This is a genomic window from Cryobacterium roopkundense (genome assembly GCF_014200405.1).
In the GTDB taxonomy this organism is placed as follows: Bacteria; Actinomycetota; Actinomycetes; order Actinomycetales; family Microbacteriaceae; genus Cryobacterium; species Cryobacterium roopkundense.
Window position 1 is genome coordinate 449,568 of sequence record NZ_JACHBQ010000001.1, and the last position, 16,993, is coordinate 466,560.

General features: G+C 64.6%; 21 protein-coding genes. 13 read left to right on the plus strand and 8 right to left on the minus strand.

Going from position 1 to position 16,993, the window contains the following annotated elements; translation table 11 throughout:
* Positions 1 to 2: 2 nt before the first annotated feature.
* The 5 genes from BJ997_RS02155 to BJ997_RS02175 are packed head-to-tail and all read left to right on the plus strand — an operon-like array spanning position 3 to position 4,907.
* Complete coding sequence (locus BJ997_RS02155; protein ID WP_236628834.1) at positions 3 to 1,187, plus strand: MFS transporter; 1,185 nt, start codon at positions 3 to 5, stop codon at positions 1,185 to 1,187.
* Positions 1,188 to 1,222: 35 nt separating this feature from the next.
* Positions 1,223 to 2,170 (plus strand): NAD(P)-dependent oxidoreductase, encoded by a 948-nt coding sequence (locus tag BJ997_RS02160; RefSeq protein ID WP_052541997.1) that lies wholly within the window; start codon positions 1,223 to 1,225, stop codon positions 2,168 to 2,170.
* Positions 2,163 to 2,579, plus strand: coding sequence for a carboxymuconolactone decarboxylase family protein (locus BJ997_RS02165; RefSeq protein ID WP_035835598.1), 417 nt, complete (start codon positions 2,163 to 2,165; stop codon positions 2,577 to 2,579). Before BJ997_RS02160 ends, BJ997_RS02165 begins: the two co-directional genes overlap by 8 nt.
* A 58-nt stretch (positions 2,580 to 2,637) precedes the next feature.
* Positions 2,638 to 3,729, plus strand: coding sequence for a tartrate dehydrogenase (locus tag BJ997_RS02170; RefSeq protein WP_052541996.1), 1,092 nt, complete (start codon positions 2,638 to 2,640; stop codon positions 3,727 to 3,729).
* Positions 3,726 to 4,907: a mandelate racemase/muconate lactonizing enzyme family protein gene (locus BJ997_RS02175; RefSeq protein ID WP_035835597.1), complete on the plus strand. Its 1,182-nt coding sequence runs from the start codon at positions 3,726 to 3,728 to the stop codon at positions 4,905 to 4,907. Before BJ997_RS02170 ends, BJ997_RS02175 begins: the two co-directional genes overlap by 4 nt.
* A 235-nt stretch (positions 4,908 to 5,142) precedes the next feature.
* Here BJ997_RS02175 and BJ997_RS02180 read toward each other — a convergent pair whose 3' ends face one another.
* The 3 genes from BJ997_RS02180 to BJ997_RS02190 all read right to left on the minus strand — a co-directional run bounded on the left by BJ997_RS02180 (position 5,143) and on the right by BJ997_RS02190 (position 8,167).
* Positions 5,143 to 6,570, minus strand: coding sequence for an HNH endonuclease signature motif containing protein (locus BJ997_RS02180; RefSeq protein ID WP_183323231.1), 1,428 nt, complete (start codon positions 6,568 to 6,570; stop codon positions 5,143 to 5,145).
* A 122-nt stretch (positions 6,571 to 6,692) separates the two neighbouring features.
* Complete coding sequence (locus BJ997_RS02185) at positions 6,693 to 7,421, minus strand: PKD domain-containing protein (protein ID WP_052542508.1); 729 nt, start codon at positions 7,419 to 7,421, stop codon at positions 6,693 to 6,695.
* Positions 7,422 to 7,552: 131 nt separating this feature from the next.
* Positions 7,553 to 8,167 (minus strand): hypothetical protein, encoded by a 615-nt coding sequence (locus BJ997_RS02190; RefSeq protein WP_183323232.1) that lies wholly within the window; start codon positions 8,165 to 8,167, stop codon positions 7,553 to 7,555.
* A 603-nt stretch (positions 8,168 to 8,770) separates the two neighbouring features.
* Here BJ997_RS02190 and BJ997_RS02195 point away from each other — a divergent pair.
* Positions 8,771 to 9,892, plus strand: a complete 1,122-nt coding sequence (locus BJ997_RS02195) for a thermonuclease family protein (RefSeq protein WP_052542509.1) — start codon at positions 8,771 to 8,773, stop codon at positions 9,890 to 9,892.
* A gap of 24 nt (positions 9,893 to 9,916) precedes the next feature.
* On the opposite strand, the gene BJ997_RS02200 is transcribed toward BJ997_RS02195, so the two are convergent.
* The 3 genes from BJ997_RS02200 to BJ997_RS02210 all read right to left on the minus strand — a co-directional run bounded on the left by BJ997_RS02200 (position 9,917) and on the right by BJ997_RS02210 (position 12,256).
* Positions 9,917 to 10,738, minus strand: a complete 822-nt coding sequence (locus BJ997_RS02200; protein ID WP_035838233.1) for a hypothetical protein — start codon at positions 10,736 to 10,738, stop codon at positions 9,917 to 9,919.
* Between the two features lie 532 nt (positions 10,739 to 11,270).
* Positions 11,271 to 11,474, minus strand: coding sequence for a hypothetical protein (locus BJ997_RS02205; protein WP_152602292.1), 204 nt, complete (start codon positions 11,472 to 11,474; stop codon positions 11,271 to 11,273).
* Positions 11,475 to 11,986: 512 nt separating this feature from the next.
* Positions 11,987 to 12,256, minus strand: a complete 270-nt coding sequence (locus BJ997_RS02210; protein WP_035838235.1) for a helix-turn-helix domain-containing protein — start codon at positions 12,254 to 12,256, stop codon at positions 11,987 to 11,989.
* 52 nt (positions 12,257 to 12,308) lie between these two features.
* On the opposite strand from BJ997_RS02210, the gene map reads away from it, so the two are divergent.
* The gene (gene map, locus BJ997_RS02215; RefSeq protein ID WP_035838237.1) at positions 12,309 to 13,079 is read left to right on the plus strand and encodes a type I methionyl aminopeptidase; all 771 of its coding nucleotides are present in this window, start codon (positions 12,309 to 12,311) and stop codon (positions 13,077 to 13,079) included.
* 253 nt (positions 13,080 to 13,332) lie between these two features.
* Here the strand turns inward: map and BJ997_RS02220 are convergent, their stop codons facing one another.
* Positions 13,333 to 13,587, minus strand: coding sequence for a Txe/YoeB family addiction module toxin (locus BJ997_RS02220; protein WP_035838239.1), 255 nt, complete (start codon positions 13,585 to 13,587; stop codon positions 13,333 to 13,335).
* Positions 13,584 to 13,829 (minus strand): type II toxin-antitoxin system Phd/YefM family antitoxin, encoded by a 246-nt coding sequence (locus BJ997_RS02225; protein WP_035838241.1) that lies wholly within the window; start codon positions 13,827 to 13,829, stop codon positions 13,584 to 13,586. Before BJ997_RS02225 ends, BJ997_RS02220 begins: the two co-directional genes overlap by 4 nt.
* Positions 13,830 to 14,019: 190 nt before the next feature.
* Between BJ997_RS02225 and BJ997_RS02230 the strand changes: the two genes are divergently transcribed.
* The 6 genes from BJ997_RS02230 (at position 14,020) to BJ997_RS02255 (ending at position 16,986) form a co-directional block, all read left to right on the plus strand.
* The gene (locus BJ997_RS02230) at positions 14,020 to 14,223 is read left to right on the plus strand and encodes a hypothetical protein (RefSeq protein WP_152602293.1); all 204 of its coding nucleotides are present in this window, start codon (positions 14,020 to 14,022) and stop codon (positions 14,221 to 14,223) included.
* A gap of 5 nt (positions 14,224 to 14,228) precedes the next feature.
* Positions 14,229 to 14,516, plus strand: coding sequence for a hypothetical protein (locus tag BJ997_RS02235; RefSeq protein ID WP_221243917.1), 288 nt, complete (start codon positions 14,229 to 14,231; stop codon positions 14,514 to 14,516).
* Between the two features lie 93 nt (positions 14,517 to 14,609).
* Positions 14,610 to 14,879 carry a type II toxin-antitoxin system Phd/YefM family antitoxin gene (locus tag BJ997_RS02240; RefSeq protein ID WP_035838245.1) on the plus strand — a complete coding sequence of 90 codons (270 nt, stop codon included), beginning with the start codon at positions 14,610 to 14,612 and terminating at the stop codon, positions 14,877 to 14,879.
* A complete protein-coding gene (locus tag BJ997_RS02245) occupies positions 14,879 to 15,181 on the plus strand; it encodes a type II toxin-antitoxin system RelE family toxin (RefSeq protein ID WP_035838247.1) in 303 nt (100 codons plus the stop codon). Before BJ997_RS02240 ends, BJ997_RS02245 begins: the two co-directional genes overlap by 1 nt.
* A gap of 316 nt (positions 15,182 to 15,497) precedes the next feature.
* Complete coding sequence (locus tag BJ997_RS02250) at positions 15,498 to 16,292, plus strand: nuclease-related domain-containing protein (RefSeq protein WP_052542510.1); 795 nt, start codon at positions 15,498 to 15,500, stop codon at positions 16,290 to 16,292.
* A 304-nt stretch (positions 16,293 to 16,596) separates the two neighbouring features.
* Complete coding sequence (locus tag BJ997_RS02255; RefSeq protein WP_035838249.1) at positions 16,597 to 16,986, plus strand: hypothetical protein; 390 nt, start codon at positions 16,597 to 16,599, stop codon at positions 16,984 to 16,986.
* The last annotated feature ends 7 nt before the right edge of the window (positions 16,987 to 16,993 follow it).

Consider the following 16,993-nt stretch of genomic DNA (forward strand, 5'->3'; position numbering starts at 1 on the left):
TGATGCGCCGGCGCGAGTCGGGCTCCGGTGCGGTGGTGCTCGCGGTGGGAGCCACCATCACGGGCGGACTGCCGGTGTTCCTGCTCGGCGCCCTGTTCGTGCAGATCCAGCTGGATGTGCCGGCTCCGCAGTGGGTGCTCGGCGCCGCGGTAGCCAGCTACTGGGGCACGGCCGCGGTGATGTCGTTGCTCGCCGGTCGGGTGGTGTCGTGGTTGGGCATCCGCTCGGCGACGCTGCTCGGGGTGGTCGTGGGTGTGCTGAGCCTGGCTGGCGGCGCGTTCCTGGTGCCGTCCTGGCCCTGGTTGCTGGTGTGGGCCGCTGTCGGCGGGGTGTCCAACGGCATCAGCCATCCGGCGGCGAACCAGCTGATCAACTTGCGGGTGCGGCGCGGCATGCTCGCGACGGCGTTCGGCATCAAGCAGGCCGCGATACCGTTCTCTGCATTCCTGGCCGGGCTCGCTGTGCCTGCCCTCGCGCTCACTCTGGGCTGGCACTGGGGGTTCGGACTGGCGAGTCTGTTCGCGCTCGCCGTGGGCGGTCTGTTCTGGTGGTCGGTGCCGCGCGGGGAGCTCTCGCGGCATCGGCAGGGCGGCTCGCATGTTCCCTTGACTCCGCCGCTGATGAAATACCTGATGCTCATGACGAGCGTCACCACGCTCTCGGCCGCGGCCACCGGTGCCGTCACGGCGTACGCGGTGATCAGCGGCATCGAGCGCGGCCTTCCGTTGGCGTGGGCAGGTATCCTGCTGAGCGTCGGCGGCCTGCTCAGCGTCATCGTGCGCGTGGTGGTGGGCCGCATCGCCGACCGGGCCAACAGCAGTTTCGCGCTCGCGACCGTCGCCACCATGATGTGCGTCGGCGGCGCGGGCGTGCTGCTGATGGCCGTCGACACGCAGTGGACGTTCGTGGTGGGCATGCTGCTCGCCCTTGGCATCGGGTGGGGCTGGCCTGGGCTCACCCACTTTGTGGTGTCCAGGGTGGCCGGTCCGGCCACGCCGAGCGCCACCGGCATCATGCAAATCGGCACCTACGTTGGCAGCGGCGCCGGTCCGCTCGCGTTCGGCCTGCTCTACACGGCGGTGCCCGAGGTGGCGCTGTGGATCATCGTGGGCGCGGTGCAGATCGTGGCTGGGTACATAGCCGTGGTGCTCGCCCGAACGACTCCGCCCCCGGTTCCGGTCGCCTGAACTCTGCTTCTCTACACACTGTCAAGGGAGACATCATGACCACACTGTTCATCGGCCTCGGCAAAATGGGCGACCCGATGGTGCGCCGGTATGCGCCCACCCACGAGGTGCTGCTGTACGACGTGGATGCCGCGGTGAGTGGCTCGCTCGCCGCAGCGGTGGGCGGTAGGGCGCTGGCCGGCCTTGACGACCTGCCCGCGGGCATCCGTACCGTGATCCTGATGCTGCCCAACAGTCGCATCGTCGAATCCGTAGTGGGCCTGCTGTTCGTGCAGCTTGAGCCCGGCGCCCTGGTGGTCGATATGGGGTCGTCGGAGCCGCACAGCACGCAGCGGCTCGCGGGGGAGGCGGCCGCGGCGGGAATCGCATTTGTTGATGCCCCGGTATCGGGCGGGGTGGCGAAAGCCCGGGTGGGGGAGCTCTCGATCATGGTCGGTGGAGCCGCCGCCGACCGCGAGCGGTCTATGGAGCACTTGGCGCCCCTCGGAACGAGCATCACGCAGGTGGGGCCGAGCGGCTCCGGTCATGCCGCGAAGGCGCTCAACAACCTGCTCTCGGCCACCAACCTCACGGCCGCGGCCGAGATCTTCACGGTGGCGCGCACCTTCGGCATCGACGCGGCGGTGATGCTCGACGTGGTGAATTCCTCCACCGGGCGCAGCCAGGCCACCGAGGTGAAATACGCCAAGCACGTGCTCAACGGCACGTTCGATTCGGGCTTCTCGCTCGACCTGATGCTCAAAGACGTGGCGATCGCTCAGGCGCTCGGCGCGGGGCTGTCGACGCCGATCACCGACAAAACCGTGGGGGTGCTCGCTGAGGCCCGTCGGGTGCTCGGTGACGCCGGCCCGCTGCACGCCGTGCCTCTGGACCACACCGAGGTCGTGCGCTACGTCGAAACCGTCAATCGGGTCGAGCTTCGATCCGAACCAGCACTGTCCGAACCAGCACTGTCCGAACCAGAAGGAGCAGCTCATGTCTGAGAACCCACAGGACTACATCGACGAGATGGCCCGTAAGCGTGGTTATGTGCTCGATTATCACAAGGTGATGGCGAAGCAGGACTTCCCGGTGCTGCAGGCCGCGAACCACCTGGTGTCGGCGGCATACCTCGACCAGCGCACGCTCGATCGGCGCACCAAGGAGCTCATCTTTATTGTGAGCCTCACGGTGATGCGCGCGGCGAAAGGGCACATCCAGAGCCACATCAGGGTGGCTCTCGATCTCGGGGTGTCGGCGACCGAGATTCTGGAGGCGATCGAGATCTCGCTTCCCGAGGCCGGAATCGTGGCCTTCCAGGGCGGCTTCGAGGCGTGGCGTGAGGTGGTCGGAGCGGATGGCATCGAGCCCAGAGTGAGCGTGCACGAGGGCGGCTCGGGCGCCGGCGCGTAGTTGCCCCGGCGCGTCACGCCCATTCTTCAGACCCAGTACCTAGTTGGAGGCTCTACCCATGTCCATTCGCACTCACCGCATCGCGGTTATCCCCGGCGACGGAATCGGCACCGAAGTGATGCCCCCGGCGCAACGCTTGCTCGAGCTGGCCGGAAACCGTTTCGGCTTCGCGTTCGAGTGGCAGACCTTCGACTGGAGCTGCGAATATTACGCCCGCACCGGCGCCATGATGCCAGCCAACGGACTTGAGCAGCTCGCCGAGTGCGACCAGATCCTGCTCGGTGCCGTCGGGTTTCCGGGTGTGCCCGACCACGTTTCGCTGTGGGGCTTGCTCATCCCCATTCGCCGGGCGTTCCAGCAATACATCAACCTGCGCCCGATCAAGCTGCTCCCGGGTATCGAGAGCCCCTTACGCAACGTGCCAGCAGGCGGGATCGACTTTCAGGTGGTGCGCGAGAACAACGAAGGCGAGTACTCCGAAAGCGGCGGGCGCCTGTATCGCGGGCTGCCGCAGGAGGTCGCCATCCAGGAGTCGATCTTCACGCGCTTCGGGGTGACCCGCGCCATGAACTACGCCATCACCCTCGCCGAACATCGCCAGGGGCGACTGGCCAGCGCTACCAAGTCCAACGGCATCATTCACACCATGCCCTTCTGGGACGAGATTCTGCGCGAACTCGGCCAGCAGCATCCGCAGCTCGAGATCTCGGAGTACCACATCGATGCGCTCGCGGCGCTGTTCGTGCTCGACCCGGGCCGCTTCGACGTGGTCGTGGCGTCGAACCTGTTTGGCGATATTCTCACCGACCTCGGGGCGGCCATCATCGGCAGCATCGGTATCGCGCCCTCGGCCAACCTCAACCCGGAGGGAGAGTTCCCCTCGATGTTCGAGCCCGTGCACGGGTCGGCGCCCGACATCGCCGGCCAGGGCAAGGCGAACCCGCTCGGTCAGGTCTGGGCTGCATCGATGATGCTCGACCACCTCGGCCACCCCGAGGCCGGTGCCGCGCTCGTGGACACCATGGGTCATGTGCTGGTTGAAACGGATGTGCGCACGCCCGATCTCGGCGGACGCGCCACCACCGAGGAGGTCTCCGACGCTCTCGCAGTCGCCTTCGCCACCGTGACGGCCGAGGCGGTGCTGCGATGAGAATCGTCGACGTACGCGAAGCGACAATGCCTATCAGCTCGCCGATTCGGAACGCCTTCATCGACTTCAGCAAAATGACCCTGAGCGTGGTCGCCGTCGTCACCGACGTGGTGCGCGACGGTCGCCCGGTGGTGGGCTACGGCTTCAACTCCAACGGCCGGTACGGCCAGGGCGCCATCATTCGCGAGCGTCTCCTGCCGCGCCTGCTCGAGGCGGATCCCGCGTCGCTGCTCGATCCCCTGCGCGACAACCTCGATCCGGAGCGTATCTGGAACACCATGATGATCAACGAAAAGCCCGGCGGGCACGGTGAACGCTCGGTCGCGGTCGGAGCCGTTGACATGGCCGTGTGGGATGCCGTGGCCAAGATCGAAGAGAAGCCGCTGTTCCAGCTGCTTGCCGAACGATTCGGCACCGGCGCACCCAACCGGGAGGTGTTCGTGTACGCCGCTGGCGGCTATTACCAGCCCGGGCGAGGCCTCACCGGCCTGACCGATGAAATGCAGAGCTACTTCGATCGCGGGTACACCGTGGTGAAGGCCAAGATCGGCGGAGCGCCGCTGGCCGAAGATCTGCAGCGCATCGAAGCGGTGCTGGGCATGCTCGAGCCGCACCAGCGCCTTGCCGTGGATGCCAACGGTCGCTTCGACCAGGCCACCGCCGTGGAGTACGCGAAGGCTTTGTCGCAGTACGACCTGTTCTGGTACGAGGAGCCCGTGGACCCCCTGGACTTCGAGGCGCAGGCCGCGGTGGCCGCCGCCTACGACAAGCCCATCGCCACCGGAGAGAACCTCTTCTCCATGCAGGACGCCCGCAACCTGATTCGCTACGGCGGCCTGCGACCCGAGAAGGACTGGCTGCAGTTCGACTGCGCGCTGAGCTACGGCCTCGTGGAATACCTGCGCACCCTCGACATGCTCGACGACAACGGATGGTCTCGCGCGCGTTGCATCCCGCACGGCGGCCACCAGATGTCGCTCAACATCGCCGCCGGCCTCGGCCTCGGCGGTAACGAGAGCTACCCCGACCTCTTCCAGCCCTTCGGTGGCTTCCCAGATGGGGCGGAGGTCGTGAACGGCTTTGTCACCATGCCCGACCTGCCCGGGATCGGGTTCGAGGGCAAGTCCGACCTGTATGCGGTGATGCGAGCGCTGGGGGAGCCTGCGCTGGCCATGTAGGCAGGGCGCCGGCCCCGCTGCCGCCCCCGACTCTCAGACTCGGCCCGCCCGGTCTACTAGGGAAACGCATCGTGTTCCCCATCCCGTTGGTCGAGGAGCGAGGTACGAGCGTCTCGACCCCGCAAGCCGACCCTCAAACTCGGCTCACCCGGTGTCGATCGCTCCTTCGTCGCGCCTCGACCAGCGGGATACCAGCCTCTTCGTGCTCGGACCCGCGCCCTGCTCGTGCCGCCCATTACCGCTTGTAGTGCGGTCCGTCGTGGCCTTTCGGTGCTGGCACCGGCGGTCGCCCGCCTCGTCGCGGAGTTCTCCTCGGATCGACACTGGCCGGTGGGATGAAGTACACCACGTTATCCTTCACGACCACGTCCCAGCCTTCGCGGTGGATCCGATGATGGCACGCACTACACAGCATCACGCAGTTGGCTTGATTGGTCGGCCCGTCATGCGCTTTGTACCAACGAATGTGATGACCCTCGGCATAGCTCGGCGGCCTGTTACACCCCGCCGTGGCGCAGCCGCCGTCCCTCTCGATGGCCGCGAGCTTCTGCGCCGTCGTAAAGAGCCGTTTTCGGAGGCCGAAGTCGAGAACCTCGCTCTTGCCACCGAGGACCATCGGGATCAGACACGCCTCCGCGGCCATCTTTCGGGCCGTTCCGGCGGAGATCGGCTGCTCGATCCCGTCCAACTGGGCTTCACCCAAACCGCTCTGCAGGGATTCAAGGGTCATCCGCACGATGATCGTCGTGTGATCCAGCGCCCCGAGCCCCTCCGTGCAGGAGAGGGCGTGACGCACGATGTCGATGAAGGCATCGAAGTTCAGTTGCGGCATCGTGCGGCCGTCGCCGATGATCTCGTGGTTGTCGCCGCACCCGTCCGGGTCGTCCTGGGCTTCAAACCGCGGCTTGCGCAGTTCCGCGCTGGTCATCCCGTCGATCGCGGTGTCCAGGTACGCCGCTGACACCGGGTCGGCGTCGAGAATGTAGCGTTTCATGCCGTTGGGCAGCACCATTCGCTTCAATCCTCGCCGCGACACGAGTACCTCTTCACGGGGTTCCACCCCATCCACGTCGAGGGCGTCCCGGTAGCGAATGGAGAGCTTCCGCACCGAATCGACCGGGTTGGTTACCGCGAACTCCACCAGCTCTTTCTCCGCCGCGTCGAGGTCTTCGGTCGTCGCCCGAGGGGCGGCCTGCTCGAGGTTCGCGGTGATGTACAGCGCCGAATCCACGGTGAGTTCCCCGGCATTGACCGCTCGAGCGACCTCCGCGTACTCCGGTGGCAGGTGCTCACCGATCAGGCTCGTCCGAGGCTTCGTCGCCTTCCCCACCCTCACCAACCGCCCGGCCTCCGCCATCGAGATGTGCCCGATATCGGTCAGGGCGGCGGCGGCGTTTCGGTTACCCGTTTGAGCGGCGATGCCGGTGTCGTGTTCGAACCTGTCATTGAGTTCACCCGCCTCCCGAATCAGCAGAGCCTGCCCCAACCTGACCACCTCAAACGTGGCCGCCATGCTGGCCAGCAAACCCGCGTTCGTCATCCGCTGCACATCCACCCCGGCGTCGGGTTCCTCCTCAGTGCACACACCACCACCCAGGGAGTGAGAGTACGTGTCGGCGAGTGCCGCCGTACTCTCGATGAGGTGGTCCGTTGAAGTGGTCATGGCTCAATTTTCCCAGCGACCACTGACATTCACGGGCTCTAAACGGCCCTGATCGGGTCATTCTGTGAAAAACTCCCAAAGATTTTTACCTGTGGAGGAGAAGCTCGCTCGGTGGTTTTAGGTCAGGAGGGCGGGCATCCCACCCCGGCAGGGTTCTGGTTGCAGTCGTGGGCTACGAGCACGCTCTTCACGTGGCGCGCGGCCACGTCGAGAGGGTTCGCGTCTGCTGGGAGCGTGCCTGAGACCGGCTGCCACGGCCCGCCGCCCACCCGAAACTCGGCCGCGTAGTCCACCGTCAACTGCGCCACATAGTCTCCTCGGATGGCATAAATGTGACTCGTGGCGGTATCGGAGAATTCTGGAACTCCGAGGTCGTCCCACGACGCGCCTCCCGATGTCGAGGTGCCGCTCGCACCGTCGCCGAAGTCCCAACGGAACGCCACCGGCGTGAACCGCACGTCGGCAGGGTTGCCGAGCAGAATGCCCGAAACCACATGAACGGATGCCGTCGCCACGAAATTAGCCGCCAGCCCCACGATCGCCAGCCCATTGGGTTGCATGTCCTGCCACGGCCGATGCGGTGAGAACCCCACTAGGTCACTCACACTCGACACCACCGGCGCCGCGCACGTGACGCAGACCGGGGCGGGCGTCGCCGTGGAGGTGAGTTTCGTCTTGTCGATGTAATACGCCTGGTTGCCAGCCAACCCCTTCCACTTGTAATCCTCAGGCGGCAGCGGGCTGGCGGCAGCAGGCCCACCCGCACTCTTCTTCGACGACTCCGCGTCCCCCGTCGACGGCTCCCCGGTGCCTCCCGTCGACGTGTCCATCTGGTCAGAGAGGTTGAGCACGTCCCCCTTTATTGCGGCACGGGGGGACGGGCATGTGCCTTTCGCAATTTGCCGGACGGTGCACGCCGGGGCCGCCATCGCAGCGGGCACGGCAAGTGGCGTCAGAACTACGGCTGAGGCGAGTAGAACAGTCAGCAGAAGTCCTGGCCGGACCATGGCACCTCACTATCGACGAGAAGATGGGTCGGATCGACTGAACTGGAAATGAAGCCCGCCTGCACTGGGACTCGATTCACTCGATTCGCCGGGGTGATCAGAACCCCTGAGCTGTCAAAAATGCGAACATCCGTCACGTCGACACACACATAGGCCATCACCGACGCTTTATTTTGAGTGTCGTCGTAGTATCTGACCAGAGAAACGGTATCAAAATGGGTTGCCCCGGAACCTATTTCTCCAGCCTCCTGCGAGTCGGCTAGAACAGCTTGCACGTCTTTGACGTAGTGGGGGCTAACCAAGTCTGCTATACGCCCGATCTCCGCCCCACCTTCGTTCGCGATCAGGTCCGACATCGCGAGGTAGTCCTCGTACGCCTTCGTCGCGGCGGCCAGGGCCTCTTGGTTCGAGGCGAACACTGGCGCGGCAGCAGACGGCGCAGGGCCGCCCGTCCACTGCGGATTGGACCCCGACGCGCACCCGAGCATCAGGAACGGAATAAGCACGACCGAGCCGACCAGCAATCCACGTGAACTTTTGCGCATGGCCACAATGTAGAGCGTTTCAGGAAAGCGCGCAGAGTTATCCACAGGGCCAGCGATATCCGCTGGCTTGCTGGTTGATGTGGAGGAACGTCGACCCTCGCGTCACTCACCCCCGGCCAATGCGCCGGTGCCCGTGGCCAACGCGTTTTCCCTCCCGCCGCTGCGGCCCGGGCCCGTTGGCCGGGAAGGCGCCAGAGAATCGGCCTCGTAGAACCCTTCTGCTCGATCTCGATCACGGAGGATCGGTCCGGAGGAAGTCCGAGAATGGCTGTGGCCCTGGGCGCGTTCCTGGCACGCCGGGCTCTCCGGCCGCATGTGCACCTTCAGGTCGGAGGCATGCTTGCAATCCTCGTCGTGGGTCACAGCCAGCGGAGCCATTCCCGATAAGTTCGTTGGACTTCTAGAGGAAGGGAATGTCCTTCGCCTGGGGGCGAAATGCTTCCGGAACCGGATGGTCGACCATCCCTCTTGTCGCTCGATGGAGCGTGCCGAGGGCCCAACTTTGCGTCTACCCGCGAACTGGATCAACGTGTCCTCAGGAAATGCACAGAAGGTCGGCTCCAACCCGGCATAATCAGAATTGATGACTTGAGCGGCGCCACCAGAATAGACCGTCGTAGAGGTCTGGCCGCATCAACTGGGGGAAGAATGACCGTTGCATCAGCTCAATCATCGAGTCGGAAACCGCGCTCCATCCGCTTCGTAATCGCCGCGATTCTGGTCCTCGCTCTCGTTGTCACGGTCGGAGTTGTGCTCAACACGTCGCCAGCGCGTGCAGCGGAGCCCGTGCGGGCCGTCGTCGTGCGCGTCATCGACGGCGACACCGTGGTGATGACGGTGAAGGGCAAGGCGACCCGCGTTCGGCTGCTGAATGTCGATACGCCCGAAACCAAGGATCCCGGCGAGCCGGTGGAATGCCTGGGCCCGGAGGCGTCCGCTTTCCTCACAGCGCTGCTGCCCCAAGGAACCAAGGTCACCCTGAAATACGATTACGACCGAGTCGACCGGTACGGTCGTATGCTGGCCGCGGTTTTTATCGCTGACGGCACGTTCGTGAGTGAAGAAATCGCCAAGAACGGTTTCGGAATGGCAGTCAAGTTTGGCGACAACACTGCCTACTACGAGACCGTGCGCGCAGCGCAGAAGACGGCTGAGCTGCTGAGGCGAGGTCTTTACTCCGACGCTGTCGAATGTACCGTTCCGGCCCAGATGAAGCCCCTCACGGTGGAGCTCGCGGCCGTGGCCGCTGCGATCAGCGCGACGGCCCCATCAGCCGAGGTCACGGCTTTGCTGGCTCGTTCGGCAGCACTTGTCGCGGCCATCGCGGCGCTTCAGCACATGGCTGACTTGGACGGCCCCTCAATCTCGATGGCCATCATGCTCAAGACCCCCAAGCTCAAATACGCGCAGAACCTCCAAACGCTCAGCTCGAAAGCGGTGGCCTTGCAGTCCGTCTTGACACTGGCCGAGGCGAGAGCGGTTGCGCAGGAGGCTGCTGCTGCCCAAGCTGCTGCTGCTGCTGCTGCAGCAGCAGCGCAGGCCGCGGCCGAAGCGCAAGCCGCCGCAGTTCGTGCCGCAGCCCAAGCCGAAGCGGACGCAGCGGCGCGTGCAGCCCGATCGGCCCCGGCTCCCTACGTCACGCCCGATGTTCCCTATGTTGCGCCCCCGTCAAGTGGAGGCGGCGACACGTACACCGGATGCCGCGCCTACGGCAGCAACGGTACCTCGGTCGACAACCAAGGACGTCGGTACACCAAGATCCCCTGCTAGTGGGGGCGCGGCGAGGCGGTGACCCTAGTCGCGGCCAAACAGGTTGCCGAGTGCCCCGAGTCCGGGAATCTCGAAGTTCGATCCCAATTCGGACACCTGGTCGCCAAGACCCGTCGCGTACTCGCCCGCACCTTCGGTGAGGCCCGAGGCAGCGCCTTCGAGGCCGCCGGTGACGCCTTCGAGGCCCCCAGTGACGCCCTCGAGTCCGCCGGCGAGGCTCTCGAAATCGACGCCGAATCCGGCTGCCTGTTCCAGCAGCGGCCCCGCCACAGTGCTGAGCACCGCGCCGCCGGCGACTGCGGCGAGCAACCCGCCGGCAAGTCCGATCCCTGCACCAGCGGCCGCGCCCATGCCTACTCCAGCCAGAGCACCGGCGCCTCTGCCCGACGGTTTCGCGAACAGCTTTTTCATGAATCCGGGATTCTGCGCTTCGCCGCGCGTAGCCGAGCGGGCCAGGTCATCGGAGCTGGACGATGCCGGGTATTCGTTGGCGGGCAGTTCGGCGCGCAACTGAGCGTTGACCTCGTCGCGCTGCGCCGGAGTCAGCCGCGCGAACGCGTCGCGGTGAACCTGCTCGAGCTGCTGCGGCTGTGCCGTCTGCAGCAGGTAGTCGTACCGGGCGATGGCTGCGCGGTCCTCCGCGCTCACCGCAGACGCCGGGGTCGAACGAGTGAGGGGAGCGTGCGGCGTGCCGTACGCAGGGGGCTTGCTGTCTCCGGTGACTTTGTCGGCCGCGGTGCGCACCATCTCGCGCCAATCCGTCTTTCCGGATCCACCCGACGACTGCTGCCCCTTCTTGTCGAGGGCTTTCGCTGCCATGCTCAGAATGCGCTGGAGATTGCTCATAGGGGGCCCTTCGGTTTGGCTGGGGTCTCCATTGTGTATACGCGCACCTGAGCAAAGCCTCCGTAAACGCCAAAGGCAGGTGGGAGACGGGTGAAATCAGCCCATCGGGCCGGGCACCAGCACCCCGGACACGCGTTCGATGCCCGGCCAGCGCATCAGACCTTGCAGCGCGTGCACGGGAGGTCTGCCGCGGTCGGCGGCGGTGTGGGCGCGCCTCGCTGACCAGCACGACGGCAACGCCCAGGGCGCACAGCGCGAACCCGGCCAACATCACAAGCGTCAGTGGCTTGCCCAGCAGTACGGCACCGGTGAGGGCCGTCGTCGGTGTGATCAGGAACAGTAAGGCGTGTAGGTGCCGTGCTACCCGCCCGGCGCAGCAGGCACCAGTAGAGGCCGCAGGCCGCCCCGACTGTATTCTGGCGGTTTTCATTGTCACTATCGGCATGGAAACATTCGCGCATCCCATCGAACTCGCCCGCGGTATGGCACGCGCCCTGCTGCAGGCATCCGCTCCCTGATTGGCGCAGTGTGGTTATGCCAGCGGATACGGACTTTCGTTCGGAGCGGAATCCGAGTCGGCTCCCTGCTCCGGCGTGCCCGCTTGTGAGCTGCGGGCAGCGTCCGGCCAGAAGATTGCCCGGCTGGCAGCCCAGCGCGCCGCTGACCTCCTCGTGCGTTCGGCGCTGATCGCCTGCGTGAGGGATTCGGTAGTGGGAGGGAGAAGCAGTCGCTTCATGTCATGGACAGTACTCCCGAAGCGTGAATACGGTTCAGATTGGCAGGCTGCACCCAGCTGCGCCCCACGAATACCTGGAGACGCAGCCGAGCCGCGGCACAACTCCTGCAATTTGTGCGGCCTCCGCGACGGATGCCCGTAATCTCGCGGCACCTTTTCTGTCGCCGCTGCACAGTGCAGGAGTTATGCCAGAGGAGGTGCGGGCACCCCCTGTTTTCGCTCGGTCAGGCGGCCTACACGGGCAACTGCCGGAGGCGGCGCGGTTGGCCTCGTCGTAGTAGTAGTCGGGCCATTCCTGCCCGTTGTGTACCCGCAGCCACTTGTCGGCCGAGGCCATCCGTCGCCAGACGCGAAACGTTCCGGCCGTCATAACTCCTGCAATCTGTGCGGCCTCGGAAACGGATGCCCGGAAGCTCGCGGCGGCTTTTTGCCGGCGCCGCGAATTGCAGGAGTTATGCCCGGGGAGGCGCGGAGCTGGCCACAGGGCTCCTCCTGGCCCGAGGGTGCCGGGGCTATGACGCGGTCGGGACACCAGCGGATGCGTCTGCGCTGACCTGCAGGAGGGTATCCGTTGTGATGTCCAGCGCCCGGCAGATGCGAACGATCGTGAAGAATTCAGGGGTGGGGCTGCGTCCGGTTTCGATCTTGCGCAAGGTCTCCATGGAGATGGACGCGCGTGAAGCGACGTCCACCATGGTTCGGGAGCCGCGTGCCGCGCGCAGGGCCGCGCCCAAGTCTTGACCTCGTCGGATTTCGGAGGGAGTGAGGGGAACGCGTACCATGGCACCAATGATAGTACCGGTATAGTCATACCACCGGATCGAAGGGAACCAGATGATCGAGCTGCGCACGGCAGGCGAAATTGACGAGATGCAGGCGGCCGGCGACTTCGTCGCGTCCACACTGCAGGCGCTGAAAGCACGCGCCGCGGTGGGGGTGAGCCTGCTCGAGCTGGATGCGTTCGCTCACGACCTCATCCGTAAGCGGGGCGCCGAGTCCTGCTACCTGGACTATACGCCGTCGTTCGGCTCAGGACCGTTCGGCTACGTGCTGTGCACCTCGGTGAACGACGCCGTTCTGCACGGAAAGCCTCGCCCCTACCGGCTCGAGAATGGCGACCTGCTCAGCCTCGACTTCGCCACCAACGTGAACGGCTGGGTGGCCGATTCCGCGATCAGTATGGTCGTCGGCGACGCTCGGGCCGAAGACCTCGAACTCATCGCCCTCACCGAGCGGGCACTCGACGCCGGCATCGCGGCCGCCGTGGTGGGAAACAAGATCGGGGACATCTCCCACGCGATCGGAACTGTTGCACACGAGGCGGGCCTCACCGTGAACTTGGACTTCGGCGGACACGGCGTTGGGCGCACGATGCACGGCGACCCGTCCGTGCCGAACAACGGCCGGCCCGGTCGCGGGTTTCCGCTCAAGCCGGGGCTCGTCATCGCGATCGAGCCGTGGTTCATGCGCGGTACCGATGAGCTGAAAATGGACCCCGACGGCTGGACGCTGCGCAGCGCGGACGGAAGCCGCACGGCCCACTCGGAACACACCATCGCCATCACCGAAGACGGCCCGATCACGCTCACCCGGTCGGTCCGCTAGGCGGTTTCAATATTCATAAAATGCTCGAAGCATTTTATGAAATAGGCCTTGAAATCATAAAATGCCGCACCGAGATATCTAGACCGGCTTGACCCCCTCTCACCTCGGGCCGCGGCATAACTCTTGCAATTCGTGCGGTCTCAGCGACGGATGCCCGTAATCTCGCGGCAGTTCTCCGTCGCCGTCGCAAATTGCAGGAGTTATGCCCCGGGGCAAGGGGAGTGCCAAGTTTCGGGTTCGTCAGCGGATGTCGTCAATAGTGATGCCGAGCGGCGATGATCACGAGGTTGCTCGCCTCGACGGCGTACACCAGCCGGTGCTCGTCCGTGATGCGACGCGACCAGTAGCCGGCGAGTTGATGCTTGAGCGCTTCGGGCTTCCCGATGCCTGTGAACGGCGTGCGGCGTGTCTCTTCGATGAGCCGGTTGATGCGCTTGAGCATGGCCCGATCGGTTGAGACCCAGTACTGGTAGTCCGCCCAGGCCTTGTCCGTGAAGAGGATGTTCACTCGGCCAGCGGATGCGCCGTCGCGCTTCCGGCGCGATGTTGCGCGATGCTCTCCAGCAGGTGGGCCGCGTTCGCCGGCGAACGGAGCAGATGTGCGGTCTCTTCTAGGGCTTGATAGTCGGCCAGGGACATCAGGACGGCGCTGCCCTTCTTCGAAACGATCTCCACCGGCACATGGTCGTCATTGACCTGTTCGATGAGAGGAAACAAGCGGGCGCGAGCGTCGGAAGCGGTGATTGCCATGAAACCTCAACTCTCAGAGTGGTACAGAATATTGTACCGCTTTCAGGTCTGGCAGGGAAGAAGCAATTTATGGGTATCTGACTTGATCGCCACGATGCCTCCCTCATCGCTGTGGCGTCGCTGGCGCATCAGCGCCGGCCGATGCAGATGCCGTCCGCGACGTGTGAGGGGCGCCCGATAGGGTGGCCTCATGTCAACAGCTCGAGTCAGCTCGTCGCCCACGTGGATCTGGACTGTCGGAATCGTGTACAGCGTGGTGATCCTGGGCATCGGATTCTGGGCGAGCCTGGCCACGGGGGAGTGGATCGCTCTTCTCTGTGCTGCGGGATTGGTGGTCGTTCCCGTAGGCGGCGTGGCCCTCCGCTCGCGCACCTCCCCGTCGCGGTCGAGGTAGGTCCCATGTTCCGCCGAGAATCGCTCCACGAGCTCGAAACCAAGATCGCGACGATTGACGCAGAGATCGCAGCCCATGCGCTGGCCTCGGAGCCGGTGAAGGCGGCACATGAGGTGATCGAAGCGAACACTGGGCAGGATGCCGAGGTCGTGTCCCGGGAGCTCGCTGAGCGCAATCTCCCCACCCTCGAAGAGATCGGAAAGATTCAGGTCAGGGGAACGGTCAGCTGGTGGAGCCTGCACCGTGACCGGAAGAAACTGGTCGAGAAGGTCGCGCGGCTCCCGGCCGAGTGAACGCAGAGCACCGCTATGGTCGCCGCTTGGTCGAACGAACCCAGAAGAAAGTTCGGCTAGAAAACTGGCCAAAAATCGGGCTAAAATTTGCCTATGCGAATCGTATCGGTCAGTGAAGCGAAGGACACGCTCTCGACTCTCGTCGAAAGCGTGGAAGCGACTCACGGCGCCGTTATTATTACGCGACACGGCAAGCCGGCGGCCGTGCTGCTCTCACCGGACGATTTGGAATCGCTTACCGAAACGCTGAGTTGGCTCGCGGATCCTCACCATCGGTCTGAGATCGATGAGGCCGAGGCGGACATCGCGGAAGGTCGCACGTTGAGCCTCGCCGAGGTGCGCGCTCAGCTGGCACGCCGGTAGTGACCGCCGACGAACCCTTCGACGTCCGGTTGACCGGCCCCGCGGTTCGGTCCCTCGAGCGGTTGCCGGCCAAGCTCGCCGACGCTGTGCTCCGCTTCTGTGACGGTCCCCTCGCAGACAACCCGCTGCGGGTCACCAAGCCGCTCGGCGTCGAACTTGAAGGCATGCGAAGTGGCTACGTCGGCATCGCCTACCGCGTCTTGGTCAGGATCGACGAGCACGCGAACATCGTCTACGTGCTCCGGATAGTCCACCGTGCCGACGTGTACGGCCCTCGCCGACCCGTCGAAAGTCCCGCCTAAACCTCCAGGCTCAGCTCGGCTTTAGCGGTACAACAGCAGTGCTCGATCTGGCCGTCTTGGGCGTTTCACGAATACGAATCCAGATCTTCGCGCCAGGCCCGCTCAAGAGCCCGGTATGAGTGGGAGCGTCCTTCCTGGGGCGGCCTTGGCCGATCCAGTGCTCCTTCCGTGAGGCGTATTGAGGCGGCTGATCCGTGCTGTCACGCGTATGGAGGAGCGGCGCATCGAGTCTGTCCCGTCGGCCTGAGCGTCTGCCGCAGCGGCCGGTAGAGTGGCACTAAATATCGGGGGATGCATGACAACGCAGTCACTTCACATGAGCGAGCAGATTGCGGCCCAATCGGTGATCGAAGAGTTGCTGCGTGAACAGCAAACGTTGCCGCCGCGCTCACATGTGGCCAGGCTCTGGGGCCGCTCCCCGCTGGCCGCCGACAGCGTCGCCTGGTATCTCGGTGCTTTGGGCGAGATCGAGGTGGGCAAAGTCCTCAGCCGTCTCCCGCCGCAGTGGCGCGTCTTTCATGCACTTCCCATCGGAAAGGCCGATGCCGACATCGACCATCTGGTTATCGGCCCCGGCGGGATCTTCACCATCAACACCAAGCACCATCGCGGCAAGAAGATCTGGGTGGCTGAACGGTCTTTCATGGTCAACGGCCAGAAGCAGGCGCACCTTCGCAACTCAAAATTCGAGGCGACTCGCGTCACAAAAATGCTCTGCGAGCGGATGCCGCAGCTCCCGCCGGCGCAGGCCGTGATCGCGCTGGTGAGCCCGGGCCAAATCACGATCAAGAGTAAGCCTGACGCGGTCCAGGTCTTGGATTCGAACAACTTGAGGCGGTGGCTGCTGAAAGGACCCGCTGCACTTTCCGAAGTGGAACTGGTTGAGCTCACGGCGATTATCGACGCGCCATCGACCTGGAGTGCACCCACGTCGCCACCCACTCCGAACCTGAAGGAACAGTTCACCATGATCGACCGCGAGGTGAGAACGGCGCGCGTGCGGCGCGTCTCGTGGACGCTGTTCAGCTTCGCGGTGGTGGCGACGTTGGTTGTTTTCGTGGGAATCCCCCTCTACGCCCAGGTGGTCACAGAAGGAATCGGCAGTCTCTGAGGGTTCCGAAGGTTACACGCGGCCCGGCCAGGGTAGAAAACTGGCGGAATTCTTTGAGACGCATGGAACACTGCTTGGCATAAAAGGTGCGGGTGCGTGAATGTCTGTGCTCAAAATCTTCCTCGAGCGAGCGCGTCTCAGGGAGCGCCCTGCGGCGGATGGTCACTTCGATGGTTATGGAGACGTCCGCGAGTGTCGAAGTTGATCATTAGTGTTGTTTCAGATGTGTTCTCGGTTGGGATTACATATGTAAAACTTGGGGGTTTCTGTTGCTATTTGTGGGAAAACGGAGTGAAATGAGGCCATGAGTACTCGGACAGCACGGCCCGGTCTGCGCGGGTATACGGACTCAGTGCGACTGACGCCCGCGGAAATCGTTCTGGGGCTGCGAGACACCCTGGGCGCGAAGCTGGTCGCCGACATAGGCGGCGTTCGCGAAACGCGCGCAGTTCGAGAGTGGGCAAATGGTGAACGTACCCCTTCGGCCGAGGTCGTTCAAAGGCTGCGCGTCACATTCCATGTGATGGCGTTGCTACGTGACCGTGAGTCGGCGTCGACGGTAGCGAGCTGGTTTCAAGGAATGAACCCCGAGCTTGAGGACAGGGCTCCTGCACGCGTGCTACTTGAACAAGATCTCGCCACCGCGGGCCCGGCCGTTTTGGCCGCCGCGCGTTCATTCGTGGCTTTCGGCTAGTCGTCGG